This window comes from Zavarzinia aquatilis (genome assembly GCF_003173035.1).
Taxonomy (GTDB): Bacteria; Pseudomonadota; Alphaproteobacteria; order Zavarziniales; family Zavarziniaceae; genus Zavarzinia; species Zavarzinia aquatilis.
This window is the reverse complement of record NZ_QGLE01000002.1, coordinates 518343-539888: the sequence shown is the minus strand read 5'-3', so window position 1 is coordinate 539888 and position 21546 is coordinate 518343. Positions and strand designations below refer to the sequence as shown.

Below are 21546 nucleotides of genomic sequence, written 5' to 3'. Positions count from 1 at the left end.
TCCTCCATGGACCTCGATCTCCTTTTGTCTTGGTTTTCCGTCAACCGGGACTCGTGCCCGAACCGGCTAAATTTGCACGAAGTGGGTCGGCATTTGAATCGTAGTTTTAGACAAATTCTCAATTGAGCGGGTCATTGTGAATTCGGCTGCGCTGCTCGACCCTAGTCATGTCACCAGACGGATAGCGAAGGAAAAATCGACATGTTCGGCCCTCGAGACGCCCAAAAATGCGCCTCTCCGCTGCCGCGCCAGTGCACTTTCGCAGAAGGCGATTGGCATATCCTGTCGTCGTTTTGGCACCCGGTCATTTTTTCGAGCGAAGTTACAAGCAAACCGGCACGCGCTCGATTGCTCGATGTCGATCTGGTCGTCTACCGGACAGAGGAGGGCATCGGCGTTGCTCGCGACCTGTGCCCTCATCGCGGTACGCGCCTTTCTGCCGGTTGGGTCGAAGGGTGCCACCTTGTCTGTCCGATGCATGGCCTGCATTTCGCCGCTGACGGCCGCTGCACCGAAATTCCGTCCATGCCGAAACCTTACCGGGTGCCCGACAAGCTGCGTCTGCAAAGCTGCCAGGCGGTCGAGAAATACGGCATGGTCTGGGTTTGCCTGGCCGATGAACCTCGTCATCCGATGCCGAATTGGGACGCCGCCGTCGGAGGCGCCGCGCGCCCGATTTTTCTGCCCAACGACGTCTGGAAGGCGGCGGCTTCCCGCCATGTCGAGAATTTCAACGATCTCGCCCATTTCCCCTGGGTCCATGCCGGCACCTTCGGCGGTGACAAGGCGGTGGCCATTCCGCGGCACGAGGTCGAACGCACCGATTTCGGACTTCGCTTCGTCGTTGACTATGTCGAGGGCGCCAACCGGTATCAGGACGGATTCGAGGGCGCCGAACGCGAGGTCCGATACACCTACGAGCTGACGTATCCCTTCGCGACGCTGCTGATCATGGAACCCGAGGGGTCCGCGGCCCGCTATTTCATTGGTGATGTCGTATGTCCCGAGTCGGCCCACGTCTCCCGCATCTTTCAGGTTCTGAGCGATACCGCCGGTATGCCGGATCGCGACTTCTGGGTGAAAGACCAGGCCCTCGTCAACGAAGAGGACCGGCCCATGGTCGAAGAGCAGCGGCCCGAAGATCTGCCGCTCGACCTGAGTGCTGAAATACACATCCCGGCGGACCGGGTATCGCTGGAGTATCGCCGCGGCCTGATCGAGCGCTTCGGCCTGGGGGCTCCCATGGCGGCTTAAAGCTCGTCCACGGACCGATCCTTCCCGAGACACCCGCCGTAACGCCGCCTTCTTCCTGATCTTAAGGGGACATCATGCAAATTCGCCTGAAATGGAAAGCCTTCATCGCCGCATTTCTGTTCTCGACAGCCCCGGTGACGCTTGCGCAGGCGGACCCGCCCAAGCAGCTGCGCATTGCCGTGATCATCGGCAATGGCCCGGAATCCGCCTGGGACGGAACTTTTCTCGAGGCGCTGGAGCGGGTGAAGAAGGCCAAGCCGCACGACTTGACGATCACGACGAAAGTCTCCGATCCCCTGTGGGGCAATGACGTCGAGAGCGCCATGCGCCTTTACGCGCAGTCGGGCCAGTTCGACATCATCTGGGGCCACTCCACCTATAGCGATCAGATCGCGCAGCTGAAGGACGAGTTTCCGGATCTCATGTTCGTGATGACCGGCTCGGGCAATGCGCCGCTGGGCGGTAATGTCTACTGGAACTACAAGCGCGTGCATGAGCCGGCTTATCTGCTCGGGGTCCTCGCCGGCCACGCGACCACGAGCGGTGTCGTCGGCAGTGTCGGCACGCTGCCGGCGGACGATGTGAACGACGAGATCAACGCGTTCTTCGCCGGCGCCAGGTCGGTAAATCCCGGCATCGTGACCAAGGTGGCGTTTATTCAGAGCTGGTACGATCCGGCCAAGGCCGCCGAATACATGAACAGCCAGATCGCCGCCGGCGTCGATGTCATGTTCTCGCTCGTTGACAACTTCTCGCCTTGCGACGAGCACAAGGAGACGGTGGTTTGCATCGGCAACTTCCGTGACGACTGGCAGCGTTCGCCGCGCATTCTGTCCGCGCCGCTGGCCCTTTGGGATCCCGATATCGAGCGACTGGTCGACGTCTGGTATGACCACGAGGCCAACGGCACGCCCTACGCCGGCAATACACAGATGCTGTGGTCCACGATGGCCGAAGGGGGGGCCGCCGTCGCGTCTTTCCATGGCCGCGAAAGCCTGGTGCCGGCCAAGGCGATCGCCGCCTTCGAGGCGGCAAAGGCGGCGTATGACGCCGGCAAGCTGCAGATCCCGCTGGACGTTTCGCTGCCGGTCTCCAAATGACCCTGCATCGCCCCGTCCTGCGTGCCGTGGGACTGACGAAGCGATTTGGGAGCGTCGTCGCAAATGACGACGTTTCCCTCGATGTGGCCGCCGGCGAGCTGCATTGCCTTTTCGGCGAAAACGGAGCGGGTAAGTCCACCCTCTCCGCCATGCTGCACGGCGAATTGCAGCCGGACGCGGGGCATATCGAGGTCGACGGGCGACGGACCGATTTCCGTTCGCCGGCTGATGCTATTGCCGAAGGCATCGGCATGGTTCACCAGCATTTCGTCTTGGCGCGCGCCCTGACCGTGATCGAGAACATTGTTGCCGGCACCAGCCGGTCGGGATGGCGTCTCGGGCTGACCGAGGCGCGTGAGCGTCTCTCCAGACTATGTGGCGATCTCGGCATTGCGATCGAACTGGATGCGCCGTTGTGGCAATTGTCGGTCGGTGAGCAGCAATGGGTGGAGATCCTCAAGGCGCTTTATCTCGACGCCCGGGTGCTCATTCTGGATGAGCCGACCGCGGTTCTGACACCGCAGGAATCCGGCAAGCTGTTCGGGATGATCGGCAAGATGCGCGACCGGGGACTCGCGGTCGTCATCGTCACGCACAAGCTGCGGGAAGTTCTGCAAGCCGATACCATCACCGTCCTCCGGCGAGGCCGGAAGGTGGGGACGCTGGATGGCCGGGATGCCACGGTGGAAAGCCTGACAAGGTTGATGATCGGCGGCGATCTCGCGTCATCTCCAGCCCGGTCGTCAAATTCCCCGGGGCGCGTGGCTGTTCAGGCGACCGGCTTGATGGCGAAAGGCTCCTGGGGGGAAACCATCGTCGATGACGTTTCCCTGATGGTCCGCTCGGGAGAAATTTTCGGCATTGCCGGGGTGGCGGGCAACGGCCAGAAGCCCCTGCTGGAAATGCTCGCGGGCATCCGCGAGCCCGAAAGCGGATCGCTTCTGATCGGAGATCGGCAACTCGAGGGATTGAGCGCGGCTGATTTCATGCGGGCCGGCGTCGGTATCATTCCCGAGGACCGCTATGCCGAAGGCCTCGTCGGTCCCTTTTCGATCGCCGAGAACATCATACTGGGGCGGCACCGCAGCAAGGATCTGTGCCGGGGGCTCTTCATCGCGGGCGACAGAGTGGTCGCCAAGGCCGAAGAGGCGATGCGGCGATACAGCATCGCCGCGCCGGCCATCAACACCCCTGTCAGCCGCCTGTCGGGCGGAAATGCCCAGAAGGTCGTGCTGGCGCGTGAACTCGATCAGGCAAGCGTGCTGCTTCTCGCCAATCAACCGACGCGTGGCCTCGACATCGGCGTTGTCGCGACAGTGCATGAGGAGCTGCGTCGGAAACGCGACGAAGGCGTCGCCGTCATTCTTGTTTCCGAGGATATCGACGACCTGTTCGATCTTTGTGATCGTATCGGTGTCATGTTCGCCGGACGGATCGTCGGGATCGTCAGCCCGGAAACCACGTCGCGGGATATTGTCGGGAGCATGATGGTCGGCCGCGCTCCAGCAGGGGGCGCGACATGCGCATAATCACCCGATCCGGGCCGTCCGTGACCTGGTCGATCGCTGTCTATGGCGCTGCGGCGGTGGTCGGCCTGCTCATGACCATCGTGCTGATTTCCATTTCAGGGGCTCCGGTTGGAGCCTCCCTCGTCGCATTGGGGCAAGGCGCGGCAGGAAGCCCGGCCTCGATCGCATCCTCGGTCGTCAAGGCGACGCCCCTGATATTGACGGGACTGGCGACCTGCGTGACCTATCGGGCCGGTCTCTGGACGGTCGGGCAAGAGTCGCAGGTCGTCGCCGGAGCGGCGGCTGCCTGGCAGATGAGCTTGTGGACGACCGGCATGGCGCCTGTTGTCGTCATCGTCCTTTGTGTTCTGGCGGCGCTCGCCGGTGGAGCCGCTCTCGGCGCCCTGGTCGCCTGGTTCAGGACGCGCTTCGGTATCAGCGAAATCGTCTCGAGCATGATGCTCAACTATATCGTCTTCTTTGCGCTGGCCTGGCTGATCTCGGGCCCCTGGATGGCGAGCGGCGGCACGGCGAGCTACCAGCAAACGGGGCTGCTGGAGCGGGCCTATTGGCTGCCGAACATTGTCGATGTCGGCAAGATGCACATCGGCGTGGTGTTGGCGCTCATTGTCGTCATATGGCTGCAGGTGCTGCTCAAGCGTATGCCCCTCGGCTACGAGATACGCGCCATGGGTTTCAACGCTACGGCCCTGTCGCAGCGTGGCGTCGACAAGCGGCGATTGGTCCTGACGGTGATGGTCATCTCGGGTGTCATTGCCGCGCTGGCTGGGGTCGGCGAAGTCTTTGGTGTCAGTCACCGTCTCACGGGCGACAACCTGAGCGGCATGGGATTCGACGGCATCATCATTGCATTGATCGGCGGTCTTTCACCGCTCGGAACTCTCGTCGCGGGCCTGTTCTTCGGCGCACTTCATAATGGGTCGCTATTCATGAATGTTATCACTGGTGTTCCGACGGCGCTGGTGACCGCCATCCAGGGCGTGGTGTTGATCCTGTTCCTGATCGCGGGCGCCGTTCGCCGCTACCGGATCGAGAGGGCCTGATGATGGATGCCCTTCTGGACAATGCGCTGCTGATATCGGTTTTCGTGACGATGTTGCGTTCGGCGACACCGCTGTTGCTTTCGTCGATCGGGGAATTGGCGATCCAGCGAGCCGGCATCTGGAATCTCGGTGTCGAGGGGACGATGCTGTCGGCCGCCTTCGCGGCCTATGCAGTCGTCGTCGCGACCGGGTCGCTCCCGCTCGCCACCGTGGCGGCGGTTCTCGTGGGCGCTCTTGTGGGCGCGCTGACGTCCATGTTGACCGTCGCGCTCAAACTCGACCAATTCGTGACCGGCCTCGCCATCAATCTCGTCGCCAGTGGCCTGACGCTCTACCTATTTCGAAGCAATCATGCGGTGTTCAGCGCAGGTAACTTTACAGGTTTTGCGCCGGTGGCGGTCCCGTTTCTCGCCGACATCCCGGTCATTGGCCGGATTTTCTTCCAGCAACGGCTTCCCACATATCTGGCGCTGGCCCTGATACCCTTGGCGTGGTTTTTTCTGCACCGGACGCGCCAGGGGCTCGAGCTGCGTGTTCTCGGAGAGAATCCGAAAGTGCTCCAGACGCGTGGCATCGCCGTCGCGCCCCGGCTCTGGCTCATCATCGTCGCCGGTTCCGGCCTGACGGGCCTTGGCGGGGCTTTCCTTGTGCTCGGCCTTTCCGACCGCTTCATTCCCGAGATTACCGCCGGCCGGGGATGGCTCGTGGTGGTGGCCCTAGTTGCCGGAAACTGGAGCCTCTTCGGCACGATTACCGCCGTCTTCGCGTTTGCCGCCCTGCAGGCGATTGCCAGTCACGCCCAGGTCCTGAACCTGCCTGTGCCCTATCAGTTCTTGCTGGCGCTGCCCTACATCGCGTCGCTCGCCACCTTGATGATTTTTCGCAGCCGCTCCGGACAGCCCGCCCATCTCGGCCTTCGCGATATTGGCAAGTGAGGCCGTTATGCGCAGATGGCCTCTCGACTACTCCGGCGTTGTCGCGGAACTCGGCACGATCCGCAAGGCGGCCGCCGCGACCCGGGACGGCGCCGCCGACATCGGCATGGACGCCGCGCCGCTGTTCCGGAGCCCGTGGTGCGCCAGTGCAATGCGTTTTGCTGGGAGAATTTCATGATGTCGATGATGCAGGCTGGATCAAAGGGACCGGCCCTGAACGCAGAGGATGGGCCGAGTGCCGAAGCGATCGACGCCTTCCGCAAGGGCATGGCGCCATTCTGGCATCCGGTATTCCTGGCTGGGGATCTCGGTCACACGCCGGTTTCCGTGACACTGCTCGGCCGCCGTCTCGTCCTTGTGCGGCTTGACGGCGAATTGGCCGCATTTCCGGATACCTGCCGGCACTTCCAGGCCCAATTGTCGTTGGGCCGGGTCGTTCGCGTGAACGGCCGGGCGGCGCTCCAATGCGGCTACCATGGCTGGAGCTTTGGCAAGGATGGCGGTTGCGTGCTGATCCCGCAGCTGCCTGAGGGCCGTGCCATTCCGAAGGGCGCGGGTATCGCGTCTCATCTCGTTTCCGAGCGGCACGGCATCATCTGGGTCTGCCTGGCGGCGGAAGCGATGTTCCCGATTCCGGACTTCCCCGAAATGGACGATCCGGCCTTCCGCAAGGTACGGCTGCTTGAAGGCCAACCGATGCGAACCAGTGCGACGCGTATGATCATGGGAACGCTGGACGACACACATTTTCCCTGGGTGCACGAGGGCATCCTGGGCAGCCGGGACCGGCCCGAGCCGCCCTCGCACCGGGCCTGGCGCGAGCGCAACGAACTAATTGTCCAATATGAGGTCGAGCAACCTGCCGGCCTCATGACGGCGGATATGTCGCAATCGGGCTCGAACCGCGAAACGCAGGTGCGGCTTACCTATACCGACCACGTCGGAATGCCGAATGTGATCCGTCTGGTCAAGGATATGCCGGCCGGCCGCTATGTCGTATGGCTGGCGACCTGCCCGGTCGACTACAATATCACGTCCAATTTCTGGGTCTCGGCACGCAACTACGATCTCGATCCGGCCCAGGACGATGTCTACCGGAACATGTCAGCGCATGTGCGCGAGCAGGACCGGTCGGTGATCGAAAGCCAGCGTCCATGGCTGCTTCCCCCGTTCTGGACTCAAATCGAACTGCCACTCGGCCCCGGCGATCTCCCGCTGATCGAATATCAGAAGTGGATCGAGGAGCTTGGCGTCGCGACGGGAATTTAGACGATGAGGGCACTTGAATTGAAGCTGGTAGTGGTCGGCCGCCGCACGGTCGCCGAAGGCATCGTCGGCTTCAGCCTCGCACATGCCGACGGCACATGCTTGCCGGCATATGGTCCGGGCAGCCATATCGAGGTTCGGGTCGAAGGTGTCGGCTTGCGACACTATTCGCTGACCGGCGATGATCCCGCGCGCTACGACATCGCCGTCGCGATCGACCAGAATGGCCGCGGTGGCTCCCGCGCCATCGACCGGCTCTGGCAAATGGGACGGGAGATCGAAGTTTCCGCGCCCCGCAATAATTTCCCCCTCGGCAAGGCCAGAGAGGCGTTATTGATCGTCGGTGGCATCGGCATCACCCCGATACTCTCGATCCGGCGGGCCCTGGCCGACGCGGGCTGCCTGACCCGGACGCACTACGCCGCCAGAAGCCGACGGCATCTCGCCTTTGCCGACGAACTGTCGACGGACGCGATGGGAACCGTGGCATTTCATGTCGACAGCGAAAGCCGGCTGGATATTCCCGCCATCATCGCGGCAGCGCCCCAGGGTGCGGACATTTATGTCTGCGGACCGACGGGTATGCTGGAGGCGGTCGAGACGGCGCTAGAGGCGCGCTGGGATTTGACGCTCTTCACCGAGCGGTTCTCAGCCGCGCCGCCACGATCCGGCGAGGCGTTCGAGGTCACTCTGGCGTCGGACGGACGCCGCTTCCGGGTCGATGAGAGCAGCACCATTCTGGGGGTACTGCGCGCGCATGGCTGTAACCCTGACACGAGTTGCGAGGGCGGTGTTTGCGGAACCTGCCGGACGGCCGTGATCGCCGGTGAGATTCTGCACCAGGATTATTTCCTGTCGGACATGGAGAAGGCGGAGGGGCGATCAATCGTCATCTGCGTCTCCCGGGCAAAGCCGGGCAGTAACCTCATTCTTGACCTTTGATAGGGCGTCTTCACATGTTCCTGCCAGCGAAAAACGATACCCCCACGTCCGGCATTCCTGCGGATACCAGATTCTGTCCCGGGGACTGGACGATCCTTTCGCGTTACTGGCACCCGGTGGCGGCGTCGGCGGCCATCGTCGACAAGCCCGCTTCCGTCAGGCTTCTCGATCGGCAACTCGTGTTGTGGCGCGATGGCGATGGCGTTAACGCAGCACGAGACCTGTGTCCGCACCGCGGTGGCCAATTGAGCCTCGGGCAGGTGTGCGACGGGATGATCGTTTGTCCATTGCACGGTTTTCGCTACGACGGTGATGGCGCCTGTCGCAAGGTTCCGGCACTGGCGCCGGCGGTACCCATTCCCAAGAAGCTGCGGATCGAGAGCTATGCGTGCCAGGAGCGCTACGGGCTCGTGTGGGTCTGCCTGTCGGACGAACAGCCGCTCCCGTTGCCCGATTGGTCGTTGATCGAGGCTGGAGAGGGAAAGGTCGTCGTCGTGCCGCCCGGCGTCTGGCGTGCGGCGGCGGCGAGGCATGTCGAGAATTTCAACGATCTCTGCCACATCCCCTTTGTCCACCGGGGCACGTTCGGCGGCGAAGAGGATCGTACCATCGAGGCCTACGGCGTCGATATCGGGGATGGTTGCCTGACCTTCCAAACGGAATATGTCGAGCAGACTAGGTACGCCGGCCAGCGCCAGGACGGCGGCCTCCATCCACTGAACCGTCGCCGTTACAACTACCACCTGACTTTGCCCTTTGCCTCCTGGCTGGAGATTACCGACGAGGCCAAGGGCTCGGCATTCCACATCTTCGACGTGGCTTCCCCGGTCTCCACAGATGTGTCGAAGATCTTCCAGATTCTCGTCGACATGACGGGCGGGCTTTCCGAACGGGATATGATCGACTTTCAGCAAAGGATCAATTCAGAGGACGCCCCCCTCGTCGAGGCGCAATCACCGCATGAGTTACCTCTCGATCTTCGGGACGAGATCCATATCCCCGCGGATCGTATGTCGATCGAATACCGGCGTGCGTTGGCGCGGCTCGGCCTCGGTGCCGGGGCGATTCTGGGAAGCTAGAGCGGACAAACACCATTCCCCGTGTTGGAGGCGGCGACCGTGGCGAGATTTTATGTCGCCCGTTGCGCCGCCGGCGAGCTGATGAGGTTGATGAGCCGGCAGAGCATCATTCGCGGGAGGCCGATCCGCACGATGGTCCCGGACAAGTCGGCGCCCAGCCCATTGGGTCGTCGAAATCTCCAGTTCAAAGCCCCCGCGCCGAACAGGCTGCAGGGCTCGGATCTTGCGTGAGGCTTGACCTGGCTGCGATTCGTCGACCTGGCAGGCCGTACGGCCAGAACATGTCTGGCTGGTCGCCGGGATCGCGGCAGCGATCCCGGTCAGGGGCCGGCAGTCTGGCCAAGTATCGAACGGGCCGCCTTTTCCGCGATCATCATGGTCGGGAAGTTGGTGTTGCCGCTGACAATATCCGGCATTACCGAGGCATCGACAACGCGTAAGCCGTCGATGCCTCTGACCTTCAGCTGTGGATCGACCACAGCCTTGTCGTCTGATCCCATGCGGCAAGTTCCGACGGGATGATAAAGCGTTGCCGCTTGGTCGCGGATATAGTGATCGAGCTCCTGATCGGAGGTGCAAGCCGCGCCGGGGGCATATTCGTCGCCCCGGAAGGCATCGAAGGCCGGCTGCGCGACGATCCGGCGCGACAGACGGATGCCGTCACGCAATACGCGCAGATCCTCGGAGGCCGAGAGATATCGTGGGTCGATAGCCGGGGCTTCGGCGGGATCGGCGGAACGGATGGCGATCCTTCCGCAACTTTCAGAGCGCAGGCCCGTGATAGTCGTCATGAAGCCTTCGACGGGGATCACATCGCGTCCGTGGTCGTTGTACATCAGGGGCACGCAATAAAGCTGCAAGTCCGGGTATTCGAGGCCCTCGCGGGACTTGAGGTGGGCCCAGGCCTCCAGCGCGCTGACCGCCGCCGGGCCGCCGCGAAACAGCAGATACTGGCCGAGGGCCCGCGCCATCGCCAAGGGTTTCAGGCCAGAGAGCAGAGATATGGGTTGTTTCAGGCGCTGTTTGAGCGAGATGGCGAGGTGATCTCGAAGATTCCTTCCGACCCCCGGCAATTCCGCGATCACCCGGATGCCGTGGGGCCGGAGGTCGCCTGGATCGCCTATCCCCGACAGTTGCAGAAGTTGCGGTGAGTTGACCGCGCCTCCGGCCAGAATGACTTCGCGTTCGGCTTCGACCGTGTTCAGTCGGCCTCCATGCCGGTATTCGACAGCGACGGCCCGCCCCGCCCGAACGACGACACGGGTGACCAGTGCCCCAGTTATCACCCTGAGATTGGGCCGCGTCAGCGCCGGCCGGAGGTAACGGGCCGCAGCGCTCTGGCGCTCGCCATGGGCGTAATTGCCCTGCATCTGTGCCATGCCGTGTGGATTGGCGGCGTTGACGTCGCGGTTGAGGGGAAAGCCCGCTTGTCGGCCGCCTTCGATGAAGGCGCGCGAGATCGGATTCATCGCCTCGACCGGTGTAAGCGATACGGTGATCGGACCGGCCTGTCCTCGCCATTCGGGATCGCCTTCGGCATAGGCCTCGATCCGGCGGAAATCGGGCAGGCAATCCCGAAAGGACCAGCCCGGGTTGCCGAGTTGGGACCAGCGGTCGTAATCACCCGGGTTGCCGCGTGAAACGACAAGGCCGTTGATCGACGAACTGCCGCCCAACACCTTGCCACGCGGGAAATACATGGTGCGGCCGCCGAGGCCCGGCTGAGGCACGGTCTCGTAGTTCCAGTTGCCCTTTCCGGATTTCATCAGGGCGAAGAAACCTGCGGGTATCCGGTAGAGAAAGGAGCGATCGCGCCCGCCGGCCTCGATCAGGGTGACATGGATGGAAGGGTCGGCGCTCAGCCGGTTGGCCAGCACGCAGCCGGCAGAACCGGCGCCAACGATGACATAGTCGGGCATGGTCGCGGGCTCAGTGTTGGGCGATTGGCAGATGCAGCACGAGCCCGTCCAGCTCTTCGCCAAGGACGATCTGGCAGCACAGGCGGCTGTTCGGTCGTGCATTGTCGATATAGGCCAGCATGTCGCGTTCCTTCTCGCCGGGCGGGGCGAGGCGGTCGGTCCAGGTGCCGTCGACATGGACGTGACAGGTGCCGCAGGCGATGACGCCGCCGCAATCGCCGTCGATGCCGGCGATATTATGGTGGACAGCGGCCTCCATGGCCGATTGCCCCGAGGCGGCTTCAACAAGACGGGCTTCGCCCGCGTGGCTGATATAGGTGATCTTGACCATGAGCGTCGCTCTCCGCTGGGATTGGCTTCAGGCGTGAACGACGACCGGGAGGTCGGCGTAGCCGCGCACGAGGTTGGAAGGAATGCGGACAGGCGTGCCGACGACTTCGATGGCGCTGAAACGCTCGAATACTTCTTCCCAGAGGATGCGCAGTTGCAGCTCGGCCAACCGGTTGCCGAGGCAGCGGTGGATGCCAAAGCCGAAGGACAGGTGATGGCGCGCGCGCGGGCGGTCGGCGACGAAATCGAAGGGCCGGTCGATCACGCTGTCGTCCCGGTTCCCCGAGAGGTACCACATCACCACCTTGTCTCCCTTGCGGATGTGCTGGCCCCTGAACTCGAAATCGGCAAGCGCCGTGCGCCGCATGTGGGCGATGGGGGTCTGCCAGCGGATGATTTCCGAAACCATGTTCGGGATTAGCGCGCGGTCCGCCTTGACCCTGGACCATTCGGCCGGAAACAAGTGATGGGCGAGAACGCCGCCCGACATCGAATTGCGGGTCGTGTCATTACCGCCGACGATCAGGAGGGCGAGCGTGCCGAGAAACTCCTCCGGTGACATCGTCCGCATGGCCGGGGAATGCGCGAGCATGGAGATCAGGTCCGGCCGCGGCGCCGCCGCCGCCCGCTCGGCCCAGAGGCGCTGGAAATAGGCGGCGCATTCGTAGAGTTCCTGATTACGCTGTTCCCAGCTGTCAACGACGCCGTCGCCAGGGCGGGTTGTCACGACGTCCGACCAGCGGGTGAGTTTGCGTCGCTCGTCGAAGGGAAAGTCGAACAGGGTCGCCAGCATCATGGTGGTCAGTTCGATTGAGACCCTGTCGACCCAGTTGAACGGCACGCCGACCGGCAATCCGTCCAGTACGCCGCGCGTCCGCTGGCGGATCAGGCCTTCCAGATTGGCGAGATTCTGCGGGGCGACGATGGGGCTGACGGTCTGGCGATGGATATCGTGTTTCGGCGGGTCCATGCCGAGGAAATTGGGCAGATAAATGCCGCCCTCGACCGGGTTCAGCGTCGTGTCGTCGAGCACGAAGCTGCCGACGCTGGCGTCCGACGAGAAGACCTTGTGGTTGGTGTCGATCTCGACGATGTCGTTGAACTTCGTGACCGACCAGTAGGGGCCATAAAGGCTTTCGCGGCAGTAATGCACGGGGGCTTCGTTCCGCAGGCGGGCGAAATAGGGATGGGCCGCGTCCCGCAGGTAGAGATCGGGGGCGCTGACGTCGATCTTGTCCAGAGGGATGCTGCGCGCGCGTTCGATGTCGGAGACGGCGATATCCATATGGTTCCTCCCTGTGGCTTGCCGTGCCTTATTGATTAAAATATCAATAATGATATTGAGTATTTAGTCAATAATATTTTGCGAACGGTTTCGCTGCCGGCTGGAATGCGGCACACTGAAGCCAAGACACCGATGGAAGCTCAGCCCCCCTTGGACATGACCCGTAGTATTTCGAGAACCCGCCTGCCTCCGGCTCAACGCCGGGCGCAGCTGATCCGCTGCGCTTTCGCCGCTTTTGCAGAACATGGCATCGCCCGGGCCACGCACGCTCATGTCGCCGAGCGGGCAGGGGTTTCGGTCCCCGCGGTCCATTCCTACTTTCGCACGCGGGAGGATCTGGTCGCGGAGACGCTGGTCGAGGTGGAGAAACACTTGCTGGCGATCCTCGCCGACCCTCGCATCGCCGAGGTTTCTGCACGGGAAGCCCTGACCATCATGGTGCGCGGCTTCGACAAGGCAGCGCAGGACGATCCCGACGTGGTCAAGATCTGGCTCGACTGGAGCACTGGTTTTCGGGCCGATGTCTGGCCGCGCTATCTGCAGATGCAGGAGCGCCTGTATGCCATCGTTCGCGGCGCATTGGAACGCGGGCGCCGGTCTGGCGAACTGTCAGCCGGCCTCGATCCCGGGGCCGGAGCACAGCTTTTCGTCGGCGGCGGCCACACGGTGGCTCTGTTCCGTTTTGCCGGCGGCGAGGAAAGCGCCATTGATCGCCTGATTGATCACCTGATCCAGAGCATCACCAGCATCGGCTTCGATCATCCCCTCGCGGCGGGCCGAGGCCATTGATCACTCCCGCAGAAGGTTGAGGGCTTTCGCGCTGGCGAGCGCGGCCTGGCGGTTGCCCACATTCAGTTTGGCGTAGAGATTGTTCTGGTGCCATTTCACCGTGGGGACGGAGAGATTGATTCGCTCGGCCATCTGACGATTGCTGAGGCCGGAAGCCATGAGCGTGACGAGTTCCATTTCGCGCCGCGTCAGCGGCGCGAGAAGGGTCGGACCAGCCGACAGATCGTGCAGGCCTTTCGGCGCTGACGGCAGGGCACGGCAGACCTGGAGGAAGAAGCCGCGTTCGTCCGGCGAGGGAAATGCCCATTCGCCAAGGCCAACCGCCTCGAAGCAGCGAACGAGGGCCTCCGCCCGCACAAGGAAGGGCCGCAGCAATCGCGCCGGCGTCGCCAGCCGCAGCGCCAGCGTGAGGCTGCGCAGCATCTGGTCGCGCTGGTCGAGCCGGCTGGCGACGATGCCGCGTAGCAGGGCGAGCTCGACCGCCCGCGCCGCCCGGCCTTCCAGCCGGCTCTGACGCAGGTCGGCGTCGAGCCGGGGCAGTGCCTGTTTCAGGCGTCCGGCCCCGATCATCAATTCTGTCTCCGTGATCCTTATCAGGTCGCGCATCAGGGGCAGGCGAGACCAGACCGTGGCCATGACCCCTGTGACGCGGGCCTTGCCGACGAGACCGGAGCGTTGGGCTTCCGCCGTCGCGGCCTCGACATCGTCCCGCTCGAGGAGGCGGCGGACCACGAAACACGACAGCATGTCCGATAGGCGGGAAGGATAGGCGGTCGTCACATCCCTCAGGTTGGCCAGGGACAGGGCGCTGTCCCCGCCATCGGCCGGAGCGAGTTTAACTGCCGCCTCGAGGCCGCAGGCGGCGGATTCGAGAAAGCCATGCGTCCGCGCCGTCGGCAAGCCATAGTCGAGCAATCGCCGGGCTTCGTCGTCGCGGCCGAGTTCGAGGGCGCATTTGGCCTGCATCAGCGCGAGGGTGCCGGTAATGCCGCCGTCTTCGCCGAGGCCGGCACGGGCCCGGCCCAGCGCGGCGCCCAGTTCGTGATGGCCGATGTCCAGCCGGCCCTCGCAGATGGTGACGAGCGCGCTGTAGGCGGCGGCCCAGCCCTGGACATAGGCGCTGCCGGACTGGCAGGCGGCTTCCCGCGCCGCGACGAGGATCCGGCGCGCGTCGGCGAAGGCGAAACTGGCGGTCAGGTGATAGGCGACGATGCAATGAGCGGCAGTGCCGTCGAACGGGTCGGAGGGACCGGCGCGGCGGTCAATCCAGCGCCGCGCGCCATCGCTGGCTTCGGCCATGCGGTCAGCGATGCTGTCGAGCGAGACGCGCAGCATGGTCAGGCGCTGGTCGAGATCGGGCGCTGTGTTTCCGGTGGACCCGGCCATGCGGTCGGCGTGGCGCCGGGCGTCGTCATAGCGCCGGCACAGGGCCAGCGCCCAAGTGTACCAATAGGAAGCTTCGGGTGTCGCGCCTCGGCCCCATTCTTGAAGCGTCTCCATCCAGCGGATGAAGTTGAGGACATCGCCCTTGTTCCGCACGAAACGGGCGGCCAGGGATTCCAGCAAGTTTTCGGCGAAGTCGAGATCGTGGGCGGCAAGGCCGTGTTCGATGGCCTCCTGCCAAAGCCCTTGTCCACCAAACCAGACGGCGGCCCTGCAGTGAAGCGCGCGCCGCGCGTCGGGCGGGATCAGCCTGAGGCCCTCCTGCCGCAGGTGATCGCGGAACAGGCCGTGAAAGCGATACCAGCGTCGATCCGGATCGAGCGGGGCGATCAGGATATTGCCCGTGATCAGTTGACCGAGAACCTTGTCGGCGACCACGCCGCCGCCCACGTCGCGGCACAACTCGAGACAGAAGCGGTCGAACTGGCCGAGGCCGACGATAAAAAGCCGCGAGGCATCATCGAAACTGGACAACACACGGTCGTTCAGCAGGCTGGCAATGTTCTCGTCCGGACCGGCGATGGCGGCGAGTGCCTCGCGGGGGACGGCCGCGCGCTCCAGCATGATGTGGAACAGGCGGACGGCCGCTGGCCATCCTTCGGTCAGCGTGACGACTTTCGCGATGCCATCCCTTTCGATTTGTTCGCAGAGCCTGTCGCCCAGGACGGCGGTGACCTCGGCCCTTGAAAAGGACAGGTCGGCAGGTCCGATTTCGAGCAGATGGCCTTCCAGCCGGGCGCGCGTCCGGTCCAGCGGCAGCGGCAGTATGCTACCCAGCACCAGCCGGACGGCGCGGTCCGTGTCGAACAGCAGGCGGTTCAGCAGCCTGGGCAGGCCGGGATCGTAGCAGAAATTGAGATTGTCGATGAAGATGGTGACGGGACGGCCCGCCTGGGCAAGCGGGGCGAGACAGCGCTCGATCTGCTTGTCCAGCGGCTCGCCGCTGAACAGGGCCTCGGTCGGATGGCGGGGGGCGCCGCCGGGTGTGATCAGAGAAACCAGGGCCGAGAGCAGGGCATCGACACTCTGCTCCTGTTCCCTGAGCGAGAGCCAGCGGCAATCATGCCCGGCTTGCCGCAGCGTCTCGTGGATGCGCGCCATCTGAAGCGTCTTGCCGAAGCCGGCCGGGGCGGCGAAAGCCACAGCCTTGTGCGACAGGCCCGCCGGGCTGGCGAGGCTGCCGAGCGCCGCCAGATCGACAGGGGTGAACATGAATACGGGCGGCTCGTGCCGGCCTTCACCCATGTTGCGGTTCTGAATCTGTTCTTTCCGCGCCATCTCGGTGTCTCCGCACCTTAGGGGTCAGCGTTTCCTGTCCGTACTCTACCGATCCGGGCCGGCCTCCACCCCCGCCGCGAGGATGGGTTTTCGCGTTCCGGCCCAACCTATCCTGCACGGGCCAAGCGGGACGCAGATCCCGCCGGACAGGGCCGGTGACGGAGCACCGGCAAGGGTGAGGACACGAGATGAACGAAATGTACAGATTGCCCGCGGTCGACAAGGCAAGGCCTTCGCCGGCCTGGATCGCTGCCTTGCGACGCCGTTACCGGACCGAGGGGCATATCGACCGTCTGCTGACCCGCAAACTGGAACGGCGGGCCGGCCCAGGTTTCCGGCCGCTGGCACTCGAGGAAATGGAAGCGGCGCTGGGGCGGCTGTTGGCCGCCCGCATCGGCGGCGGCTTCGCCATTCGCGATACGCGCTGGCTCTGGGGTGGGGCGTCGAAATTGCAGGTCGCCTTCACCCTCGAATGGGATCGGCCGGGGGTGGGGCGGGAGCGCACCGCCATGGTCCTGCGCATGGAACCGGCCGAATCCATCGTGGAGACCAGCCGTTTGCGCGAATTCCAGCTGATCAGGGCGATGGAGGGCGTGGTGCCCGTGCCGCCGGTCTTCTGGTGCGACGAGGATGGTGATTTCCTGCCCTATCCAGGTCTCGTCTACGGCTTCGCACCCGGTGTCGCCAAGCCGCGGCACGACGGCGACCGGGTTTCCGGTGTCGGCTCGGTGCTGAATGCCGATCTGCGGGCGCGGTTGGCGCCCCAATTCGTCGAGCATCTCGCGCGTATCCATACGGTCGACTTCTCGGGCGCCGATCTCTCCGCCTTCGACCGTCCGGCAACCGGGACCACGGAATGTGCCGCTTGGGGTCTCGACTGGTGGGAGCGTGTGTGGGCGGAGGATGGCGACGAGGATATTCCGCTGCTGCGCCTCGCCGCGGCCTGGCTGCGCCGGAACATGCCGCCACTCGACCGGGCATCGATCGTTCATGCCGACTATCGCCTGGGCAATTTCCTGTTCACCGAGGAGGACGGCCGGATTTCCGCCTGGCTGGACTGGGAACTGGGGCGGATCGGCGACCGTCACCAGGATCTGGCCTGGACCACCAGCCGGGCCTTCTCGACCCCGGCCGACGACGGCAGTACGCCGCTGATCTGTTCAATGATGCCGGAGGCAGCCTTCTTCGAGGCTTATGAGATAGCCTCGGGTCTGACAGTCCAGCCGAAATCGCTGCACTGGCACAAGGTTTACAACGCCTTCAGTCTCGTCGTCCTCCTGCTCGCCACCGGTTACCGGGTCGCCCGTGCCGGCAAGACTCATCAGGATGTGCTGGTCGCCTGGCTGATCGGTATCGGTTACACGATCCTGGACGACATGCGCGACCAGCTGGAAAAGGGGGCCTGATCATGCAGATGCGTCCCGATGTCCAGATATCCAGCATGATCAAGGCGCTGGAAGACACCATCCTGCCGGCGATCCCGGCCGGGCAGGGCCTCGCGGCCGAACAGGGCCGCCTCGTCGTCGGCATGTTGAAACTGATGGCGTGCCAGCTGCCGCTGCAATTCGCCTTCGACCGGGACGAATTGTCCCGCCTGCTCGACTGTTGCGATGGTCTGGCGGAAGCGATGGCTCCCTGGCCCGAGGCGGCGGCGGACCTGACGGCGGCCCTGCAGGCCGGTCGCGATCTGCTTGCCCGTTGTCAGGCCGGACCGGAGGATTTGTGCGGTGGCCTGCGCCGGTTGAATGCCGCCCTCGCCCAGGTGATCGACAGGGTTGCCCCGCAGGCAAGCACCGCGGAATTCGAGCGCCTGCAAGCCCCAATCCTGGCCCAGTCGCGTGAGCAGTTGCTGCGCGACCGCGCCTTGATGGCGACGCAGGGCTGGGAAACGGGGCCAGGCGCGCCGCCCGATATCGCCCTGCTTCTGCCTGCAGACACTGTCCGTTGATCCGCCATTCAGGGATATGAGTTCATCATGAGCGAGAGTTACGAAAAATTTGAAGGCCTCATCCCTGGCGACGGCCATCCGCGCTGGGGTCAGAGCTACTACTATAATGCCTATGATCCCGTGCGGTGCCTGGGCGTCTTCATCCGCCTCGGCTTTCTCGAAAACCAGGGGGAGGCCAACAGCTGGGTGATCGTGTTCAGGAATGGCTCCCCCCTTTTCACGCGCACCAACCTCAACCTGCCCCATACGCTGGCCCGGCCCGCCGATGGGGTCGAGATCGCGGGAATGCGCATCCATGCGGAGGTGCCGCTGAAACGCACCCGCATCACCTTCTCCTCACCCGATTGCAGCTTCGATCTGGTGTGGAGCGAATTGCATCCCCTCGCGGATTGTATCGCGATGACGCAGGACAAGGACGGCGCCTTCGCCCGAGAGGTCGCCCACATCCACCTCGAAGGCACCAGCACGGTGACGGGCAGCATCACTCACCGGGGCGAAATGGCCGCGCTCGACGGCAAGGGCTTTCGCGACATCGCCGCCGGTCCGCGCAACTGGGACGCCCTGCTTCACTATCGGCTGGCCTGGCCGGTGTTCGACAATGGCATGGCGTTTTGCGGCATCCGGGGGATTTCGACCGCTGGCGGCTCGGCTTATATGCGCATGATGCACGATGGCGAGGCCTGGCGCAGGGTGACGGCGATCGAGGACCGCCTGACCTTCTCGCCGGACGGTCTCGCGGTCGAACATGCGCATTGGGTATTCACCGACGAACTGGGGCGCCGCCACGAGATGACCGCCCGCCCCCTGTTCGGCTGGCTGTTCCCCTTCGATACTTTCGTCCTGCGCGAACACATGATGGAATATCGCCTCGCCGACGGCACCATCGGTTACGGTTTGCACGAGACCGGCTATCGTCTGCCATGGCAGGGAATGGCGGATTGAGGCTGCTTCGCGCGCCCGCCTGGTGACGGGCACGCGAAGCGGCTCGTTTACAGGTCGACGTCGAAGGCGGCTTCGGTCTTCGAGGTGATTTCGTCGAGGGTGACGCCCTCGGCGAGTTCGATGAGGGTAAGGCCGGTGCCGCCCTGCTTGTCGATCCTGAAGACGCCGAGGTCGGTGACGACCATGTCGACGACTTTGGTGCCGGTCAGGGGCAGGTTACAGGCCTTCAGCAGTTTCGGGCTGTTGCCGGCGACATGTTCCATGACGACGACGACCTTCTTCACCCCGGCGACCAGGTCCATGGCGCCGCCCATGCCCTTGACCATCTTGCCCGGGATCATCCAGTTGGCGAGATCGCCGTTCTCGGCGACCTGCATGGCGCCGAGGATCGACAGGTCGATATGGCCGCCGCGGATCATCGCGAAACTGTCGGCCGAGGAGAAGAAGGAGCTGTCCGGCAGCTCGGTGATGGTCTGCTTGCCGGCATTGATCAGGTCCGGGTCTTCCTCGCCCTCGAAGGGGAAGGGCCCCATGCCGAGCATGCCGTTCTCGGACTGCAGGGTGACATGCACGCCGTCGGGGATGTAGTTGGCGACCAGCGTCGGAATGCCGATGCCGAGGTTCACGTAGAAACCGTCCTGCAGCTCCTTGGCGGCGCGGGCGGCCATCTGTTCACGGGTCCAGGCCATGGGCGGTCTCCTCAGATCTTCTTCCGGGTGGTGCGCTGCTCGATACGCTTCTCGTAGGCCGCGCCCTTGATGATGCGCTGGACGAAGATGCCGGGCGTGTGGATATGGTCGGGGTCGATGCTGCCGGGCTCGACCAGATTCTCGACCTCGGCGACGGTGACCTTGCCGGCGGTCGCCATCATCGGGTTGAAGTTGCGCGCGGTCTTGCGGTAGACGAGATTGCCGGCGGTATCGCCGCAATAGGCCTTGACGATGGAGAGATCGGCGACGAGGCCGGTCTCCATCACGTAAGTCTCGCCGTTGAATTCGCGCAGCTCCTTGCCCTCGGCGACCAGGGTGCCGACGCCCGTCTTGGTGAAGAAGGCGGGGATGCCGGCGCCGCCGGCGCGGATGCGCTCGGCGAGCGTGCCCTGCGGGTTGAACTCGAGCTCGAGCGCGCCGGACAGATACTGCTGGGCGAACAGCTTGTTCTCGCCGACATAGGACGAAATCATCTTCCTGACCGACTTTGTCTCGAGGAGGACGCCGAGGCCGAAACCGTCGACGCCCGCGTTGTTCGAGATGAAGGTCAGCCCCTTCACGCCCGACAGGCGGATGCCCTCGATCAGGTTCTCGGGAATGCCGCAGAGGCCAAAGCCCCCGGCCATGATCACCATGTCGTCGCGCAGCAGCCCCGCAAGGGCCGTCACCGCGTCCGGGTAGACCTTTTTCGCTCGCGTCACCATGTCGTCCTTTCAGGCTGTCCACAGGCTCCCGGACGGGGAGGTTGACAGGGGCATAACAAATAATACACTAGCTAACAATAATCATATGTCCTAATGGCCCGCGGGCCCATGGGGGGGAAATGACGAAGAGTGATGCGGCGGCGCCGGTCGGCCTGCCTTTCCGCGACGATGCCCTGGCGGGCAAGCGTATCCTGGTCACCGGCGGTGGCAGCGGCCTTGGCGCCCAAATCGCGCGGGGGTTCGCCCGTCATGGCGCGACGGTCTATATCTGCGGTCGGCGCGAGGCCGTGCTGGCGGAAACGGCGGCGGAAATCGCCGCGGAAGGTGTGTCCGGCAAGGTTCTGCCGGTGGTCTGCGATCTGCGCCGGCCCGAGATGATCGACGAGATGCTGGAACGGATCTGGGCCGACGGGCCGCTGACCGGTCTCGTCAACAACGCGGCGGCCAATTTCGTCGCGCCGACCAAGACCCTGTCGCCGCGCGGCTACGAGGCCGTGCGCTCGACCGTCATGGACGGCTCCTTCTTCGTCACCCTCGCGCTCGGCAAGCGCTGGATCGCGGAGGGCCTCCGCGGTTCGGTGATCAGCAATCTCGTCACCTGGGTCTGGACCGGGTCCGCCTTCGTCGTGCCCGCCGCCATGGCGAAAACGGCGATCCATGCCATGACCATGTCCCTCGCCGTCGAATGGGGGCCTTATGGCATTCGCCTCAACGCCGTGGCGCCGGGGCCGTTCCCGACGGAAGGCGCGTGGGAGAAGCTGAACCCCATCCCCGAGACCTCGGCCGGGGCGACCCAGTCGGATCAGGTGCCCTTGCGCCGCTTTGGCCGGATGCCGGAGCTGCAGAACCTGATGATCTTCCTGATGTCGGACGGTTGCGACTATCTGACCGGCCAGACCATCGCCGTCGACGGCGGTCACCATCTCGCGGCCCCCAGTACTTTCGCCGGGCTCTCCGATCTCACCGACATGCAATGGTCGGCCGCGCGCGAGAGAATCCGCGCCGCGTCGGAACGCGACAAGCAGCAGCGCACCGTCGGCTGAGGAGGAA

At 64.1% G+C, this 21546-nt stretch carries 19 protein-coding genes and 1 pseudogene; 14 read left to right on the top strand and 6 right to left on the bottom strand.

What is annotated here, in order from left to right; all coding sequences use genetic code 11:
- The first annotated feature begins 201 nt into the window (after positions 1-201).
- From DKG74_RS05990 to DKG74_RS05950, 9 genes and pseudogenes are all read left to right on the top strand, one after another.
- Positions 202-1254 carry an aromatic ring-hydroxylating oxygenase subunit alpha gene (locus tag DKG74_RS05990; protein ID WP_109903629.1) on the top strand — a complete coding sequence of 351 codons (1053 nt, stop codon included), beginning with the start codon at positions 202-204 and terminating at the stop codon, positions 1252-1254.
- 74 nt (positions 1255-1328) lie between these two features.
- The gene (locus tag DKG74_RS05985) at positions 1329-2354 is read left to right on the top strand and encodes a BMP family lipoprotein (protein ID WP_109903627.1); all 1026 of its coding nucleotides are present in this window, start codon (positions 1329-1331) and stop codon (positions 2352-2354) included.
- Positions 2351-3883 (top strand): ABC transporter ATP-binding protein, encoded by a 1533-nt coding sequence (locus DKG74_RS05980; RefSeq protein ID WP_109903625.1) that lies wholly within the window; start codon positions 2351-2353, stop codon positions 3881-3883. Before DKG74_RS05985 ends, DKG74_RS05980 begins: the two co-directional genes overlap by 4 nt.
- A complete protein-coding gene (locus DKG74_RS05975; protein WP_109903623.1) occupies positions 3874-4926 on the top strand; it encodes an ABC transporter permease in 1053 nt (350 codons plus the stop codon). The genes DKG74_RS05980 and DKG74_RS05975 overlap by 10 nt, the downstream gene beginning before the upstream one ends.
- A complete protein-coding gene (locus DKG74_RS05970) occupies positions 4926-5861 on the top strand; it encodes an ABC transporter permease (protein ID WP_207779252.1) in 936 nt (311 codons plus the stop codon). Before DKG74_RS05975 ends, DKG74_RS05970 begins: the two co-directional genes overlap by 1 nt.
- 174 nt (positions 5862-6035) lie before the next feature.
- Positions 6036-7130 (top strand): aromatic ring-hydroxylating oxygenase subunit alpha, encoded by a 1095-nt coding sequence (locus DKG74_RS05965; protein WP_207779251.1) that lies wholly within the window; start codon positions 6036-6038, stop codon positions 7128-7130.
- A 3-nt stretch (positions 7131-7133) separates the two neighbouring features.
- Positions 7134-8069, top strand: coding sequence for a PDR/VanB family oxidoreductase (locus DKG74_RS05960; protein WP_109903619.1), 936 nt, complete (start codon positions 7134-7136; stop codon positions 8067-8069).
- 14 nt (positions 8070-8083) lie between these two features.
- Positions 8084-9148, top strand: coding sequence for an aromatic ring-hydroxylating oxygenase subunit alpha (locus DKG74_RS05955; protein ID WP_109903617.1), 1065 nt, complete (start codon positions 8084-8086; stop codon positions 9146-9148).
- A 48-nt stretch (positions 9149-9196) separates the two neighbouring features.
- Positions 9197-9370 (top strand): annotated as a pseudogene (locus tag DKG74_RS05950) (IS3 family transposase); the annotation flags it as partial.
- Positions 9371-9468: 98 nt separating this feature from the next.
- Here DKG74_RS05950 and DKG74_RS05945 read toward each other — a convergent pair.
- From DKG74_RS05945 to DKG74_RS05935, 3 genes are read right to left on the bottom strand one after another with little or no spacing between them, the layout of a single operon-like run.
- Entirely contained in the window at positions 9469-11067 is a 1599-nt protein-coding gene (locus tag DKG74_RS05945; protein ID WP_109903615.1) for a GMC family oxidoreductase, read from the bottom strand.
- A 10-nt stretch (positions 11068-11077) separates the two neighbouring features.
- Positions 11078-11398, bottom strand: coding sequence for a 2Fe-2S iron-sulfur cluster-binding protein (locus DKG74_RS05940; RefSeq protein ID WP_109903613.1), 321 nt, complete (start codon positions 11396-11398; stop codon positions 11078-11080).
- A 27-nt stretch (positions 11399-11425) separates the two neighbouring features.
- Positions 11426-12682, bottom strand: a complete 1257-nt coding sequence (locus DKG74_RS05935) for a cytochrome P450 (RefSeq protein ID WP_109903611.1) — start codon at positions 12680-12682, stop codon at positions 11426-11428.
- Between the two features lie 156 nt (positions 12683-12838).
- On the opposite strand from DKG74_RS05935, the gene DKG74_RS05930 reads away from it, so the two are divergent.
- Positions 12839-13471, top strand: a complete 633-nt coding sequence (locus DKG74_RS05930) for a TetR/AcrR family transcriptional regulator (protein WP_243404038.1) — start codon at positions 12839-12841, stop codon at positions 13469-13471.
- Here the strand turns inward: DKG74_RS05930 and DKG74_RS05925 are convergent, their stop codons facing one another.
- A complete protein-coding gene (locus DKG74_RS05925; RefSeq protein ID WP_109903607.1) occupies positions 13472-16192 on the bottom strand; it encodes a winged helix-turn-helix domain-containing protein in 2721 nt (906 codons plus the stop codon).
- Between the two features lie 197 nt (positions 16193-16389).
- Between DKG74_RS05925 and DKG74_RS05920 the strand changes: the two genes are divergently transcribed.
- Genes DKG74_RS05920 through DKG74_RS05910 form a run of 3 tightly spaced genes read left to right on the top strand, consistent with a single transcriptional unit; the run spans position 16390 to position 19082 of the window.
- The gene (locus DKG74_RS05920; RefSeq protein WP_109903605.1) at positions 16390-17598 is read left to right on the top strand and encodes a phosphotransferase family protein; all 1209 of its coding nucleotides are present in this window, start codon (positions 16390-16392) and stop codon (positions 17596-17598) included.
- Positions 17599-17600: 2 nt separating this feature from the next.
- Positions 17601-18140 carry a hypothetical protein gene (locus DKG74_RS05915; protein WP_109903603.1) on the top strand — a complete coding sequence of 180 codons (540 nt, stop codon included), beginning with the start codon at positions 17601-17603 and terminating at the stop codon, positions 18138-18140.
- Positions 18141-18167: 27 nt separating this feature from the next.
- Positions 18168-19082, top strand: coding sequence for a DUF7064 domain-containing protein (locus DKG74_RS05910; protein WP_109903601.1), 915 nt, complete (start codon positions 18168-18170; stop codon positions 19080-19082).
- A 47-nt stretch (positions 19083-19129) separates the two neighbouring features.
- On the opposite strand, the gene DKG74_RS05905 is transcribed toward DKG74_RS05910, so the two are convergent.
- Positions 19130-19771, bottom strand: coding sequence for a 3-oxoacid CoA-transferase subunit B (locus tag DKG74_RS05905; RefSeq protein WP_109903599.1), 642 nt, complete (start codon positions 19769-19771; stop codon positions 19130-19132).
- A gap of 11 nt (positions 19772-19782) precedes the next feature.
- Positions 19783-20496 carry a CoA transferase subunit A gene (locus DKG74_RS05900; protein WP_109903597.1) on the bottom strand — a complete coding sequence of 238 codons (714 nt, stop codon included), beginning with the start codon at positions 20494-20496 and terminating at the stop codon, positions 19783-19785.
- A gap of 119 nt (positions 20497-20615) precedes the next feature.
- On the opposite strand from DKG74_RS05900, the gene DKG74_RS05895 reads away from it, so the two are divergent.
- Complete coding sequence (locus DKG74_RS05895; RefSeq protein WP_109903595.1) at positions 20616-21539, top strand: SDR family oxidoreductase; 924 nt, start codon at positions 20616-20618, stop codon at positions 21537-21539.
- Positions 21540-21546 lie beyond the last annotated feature (7 nt).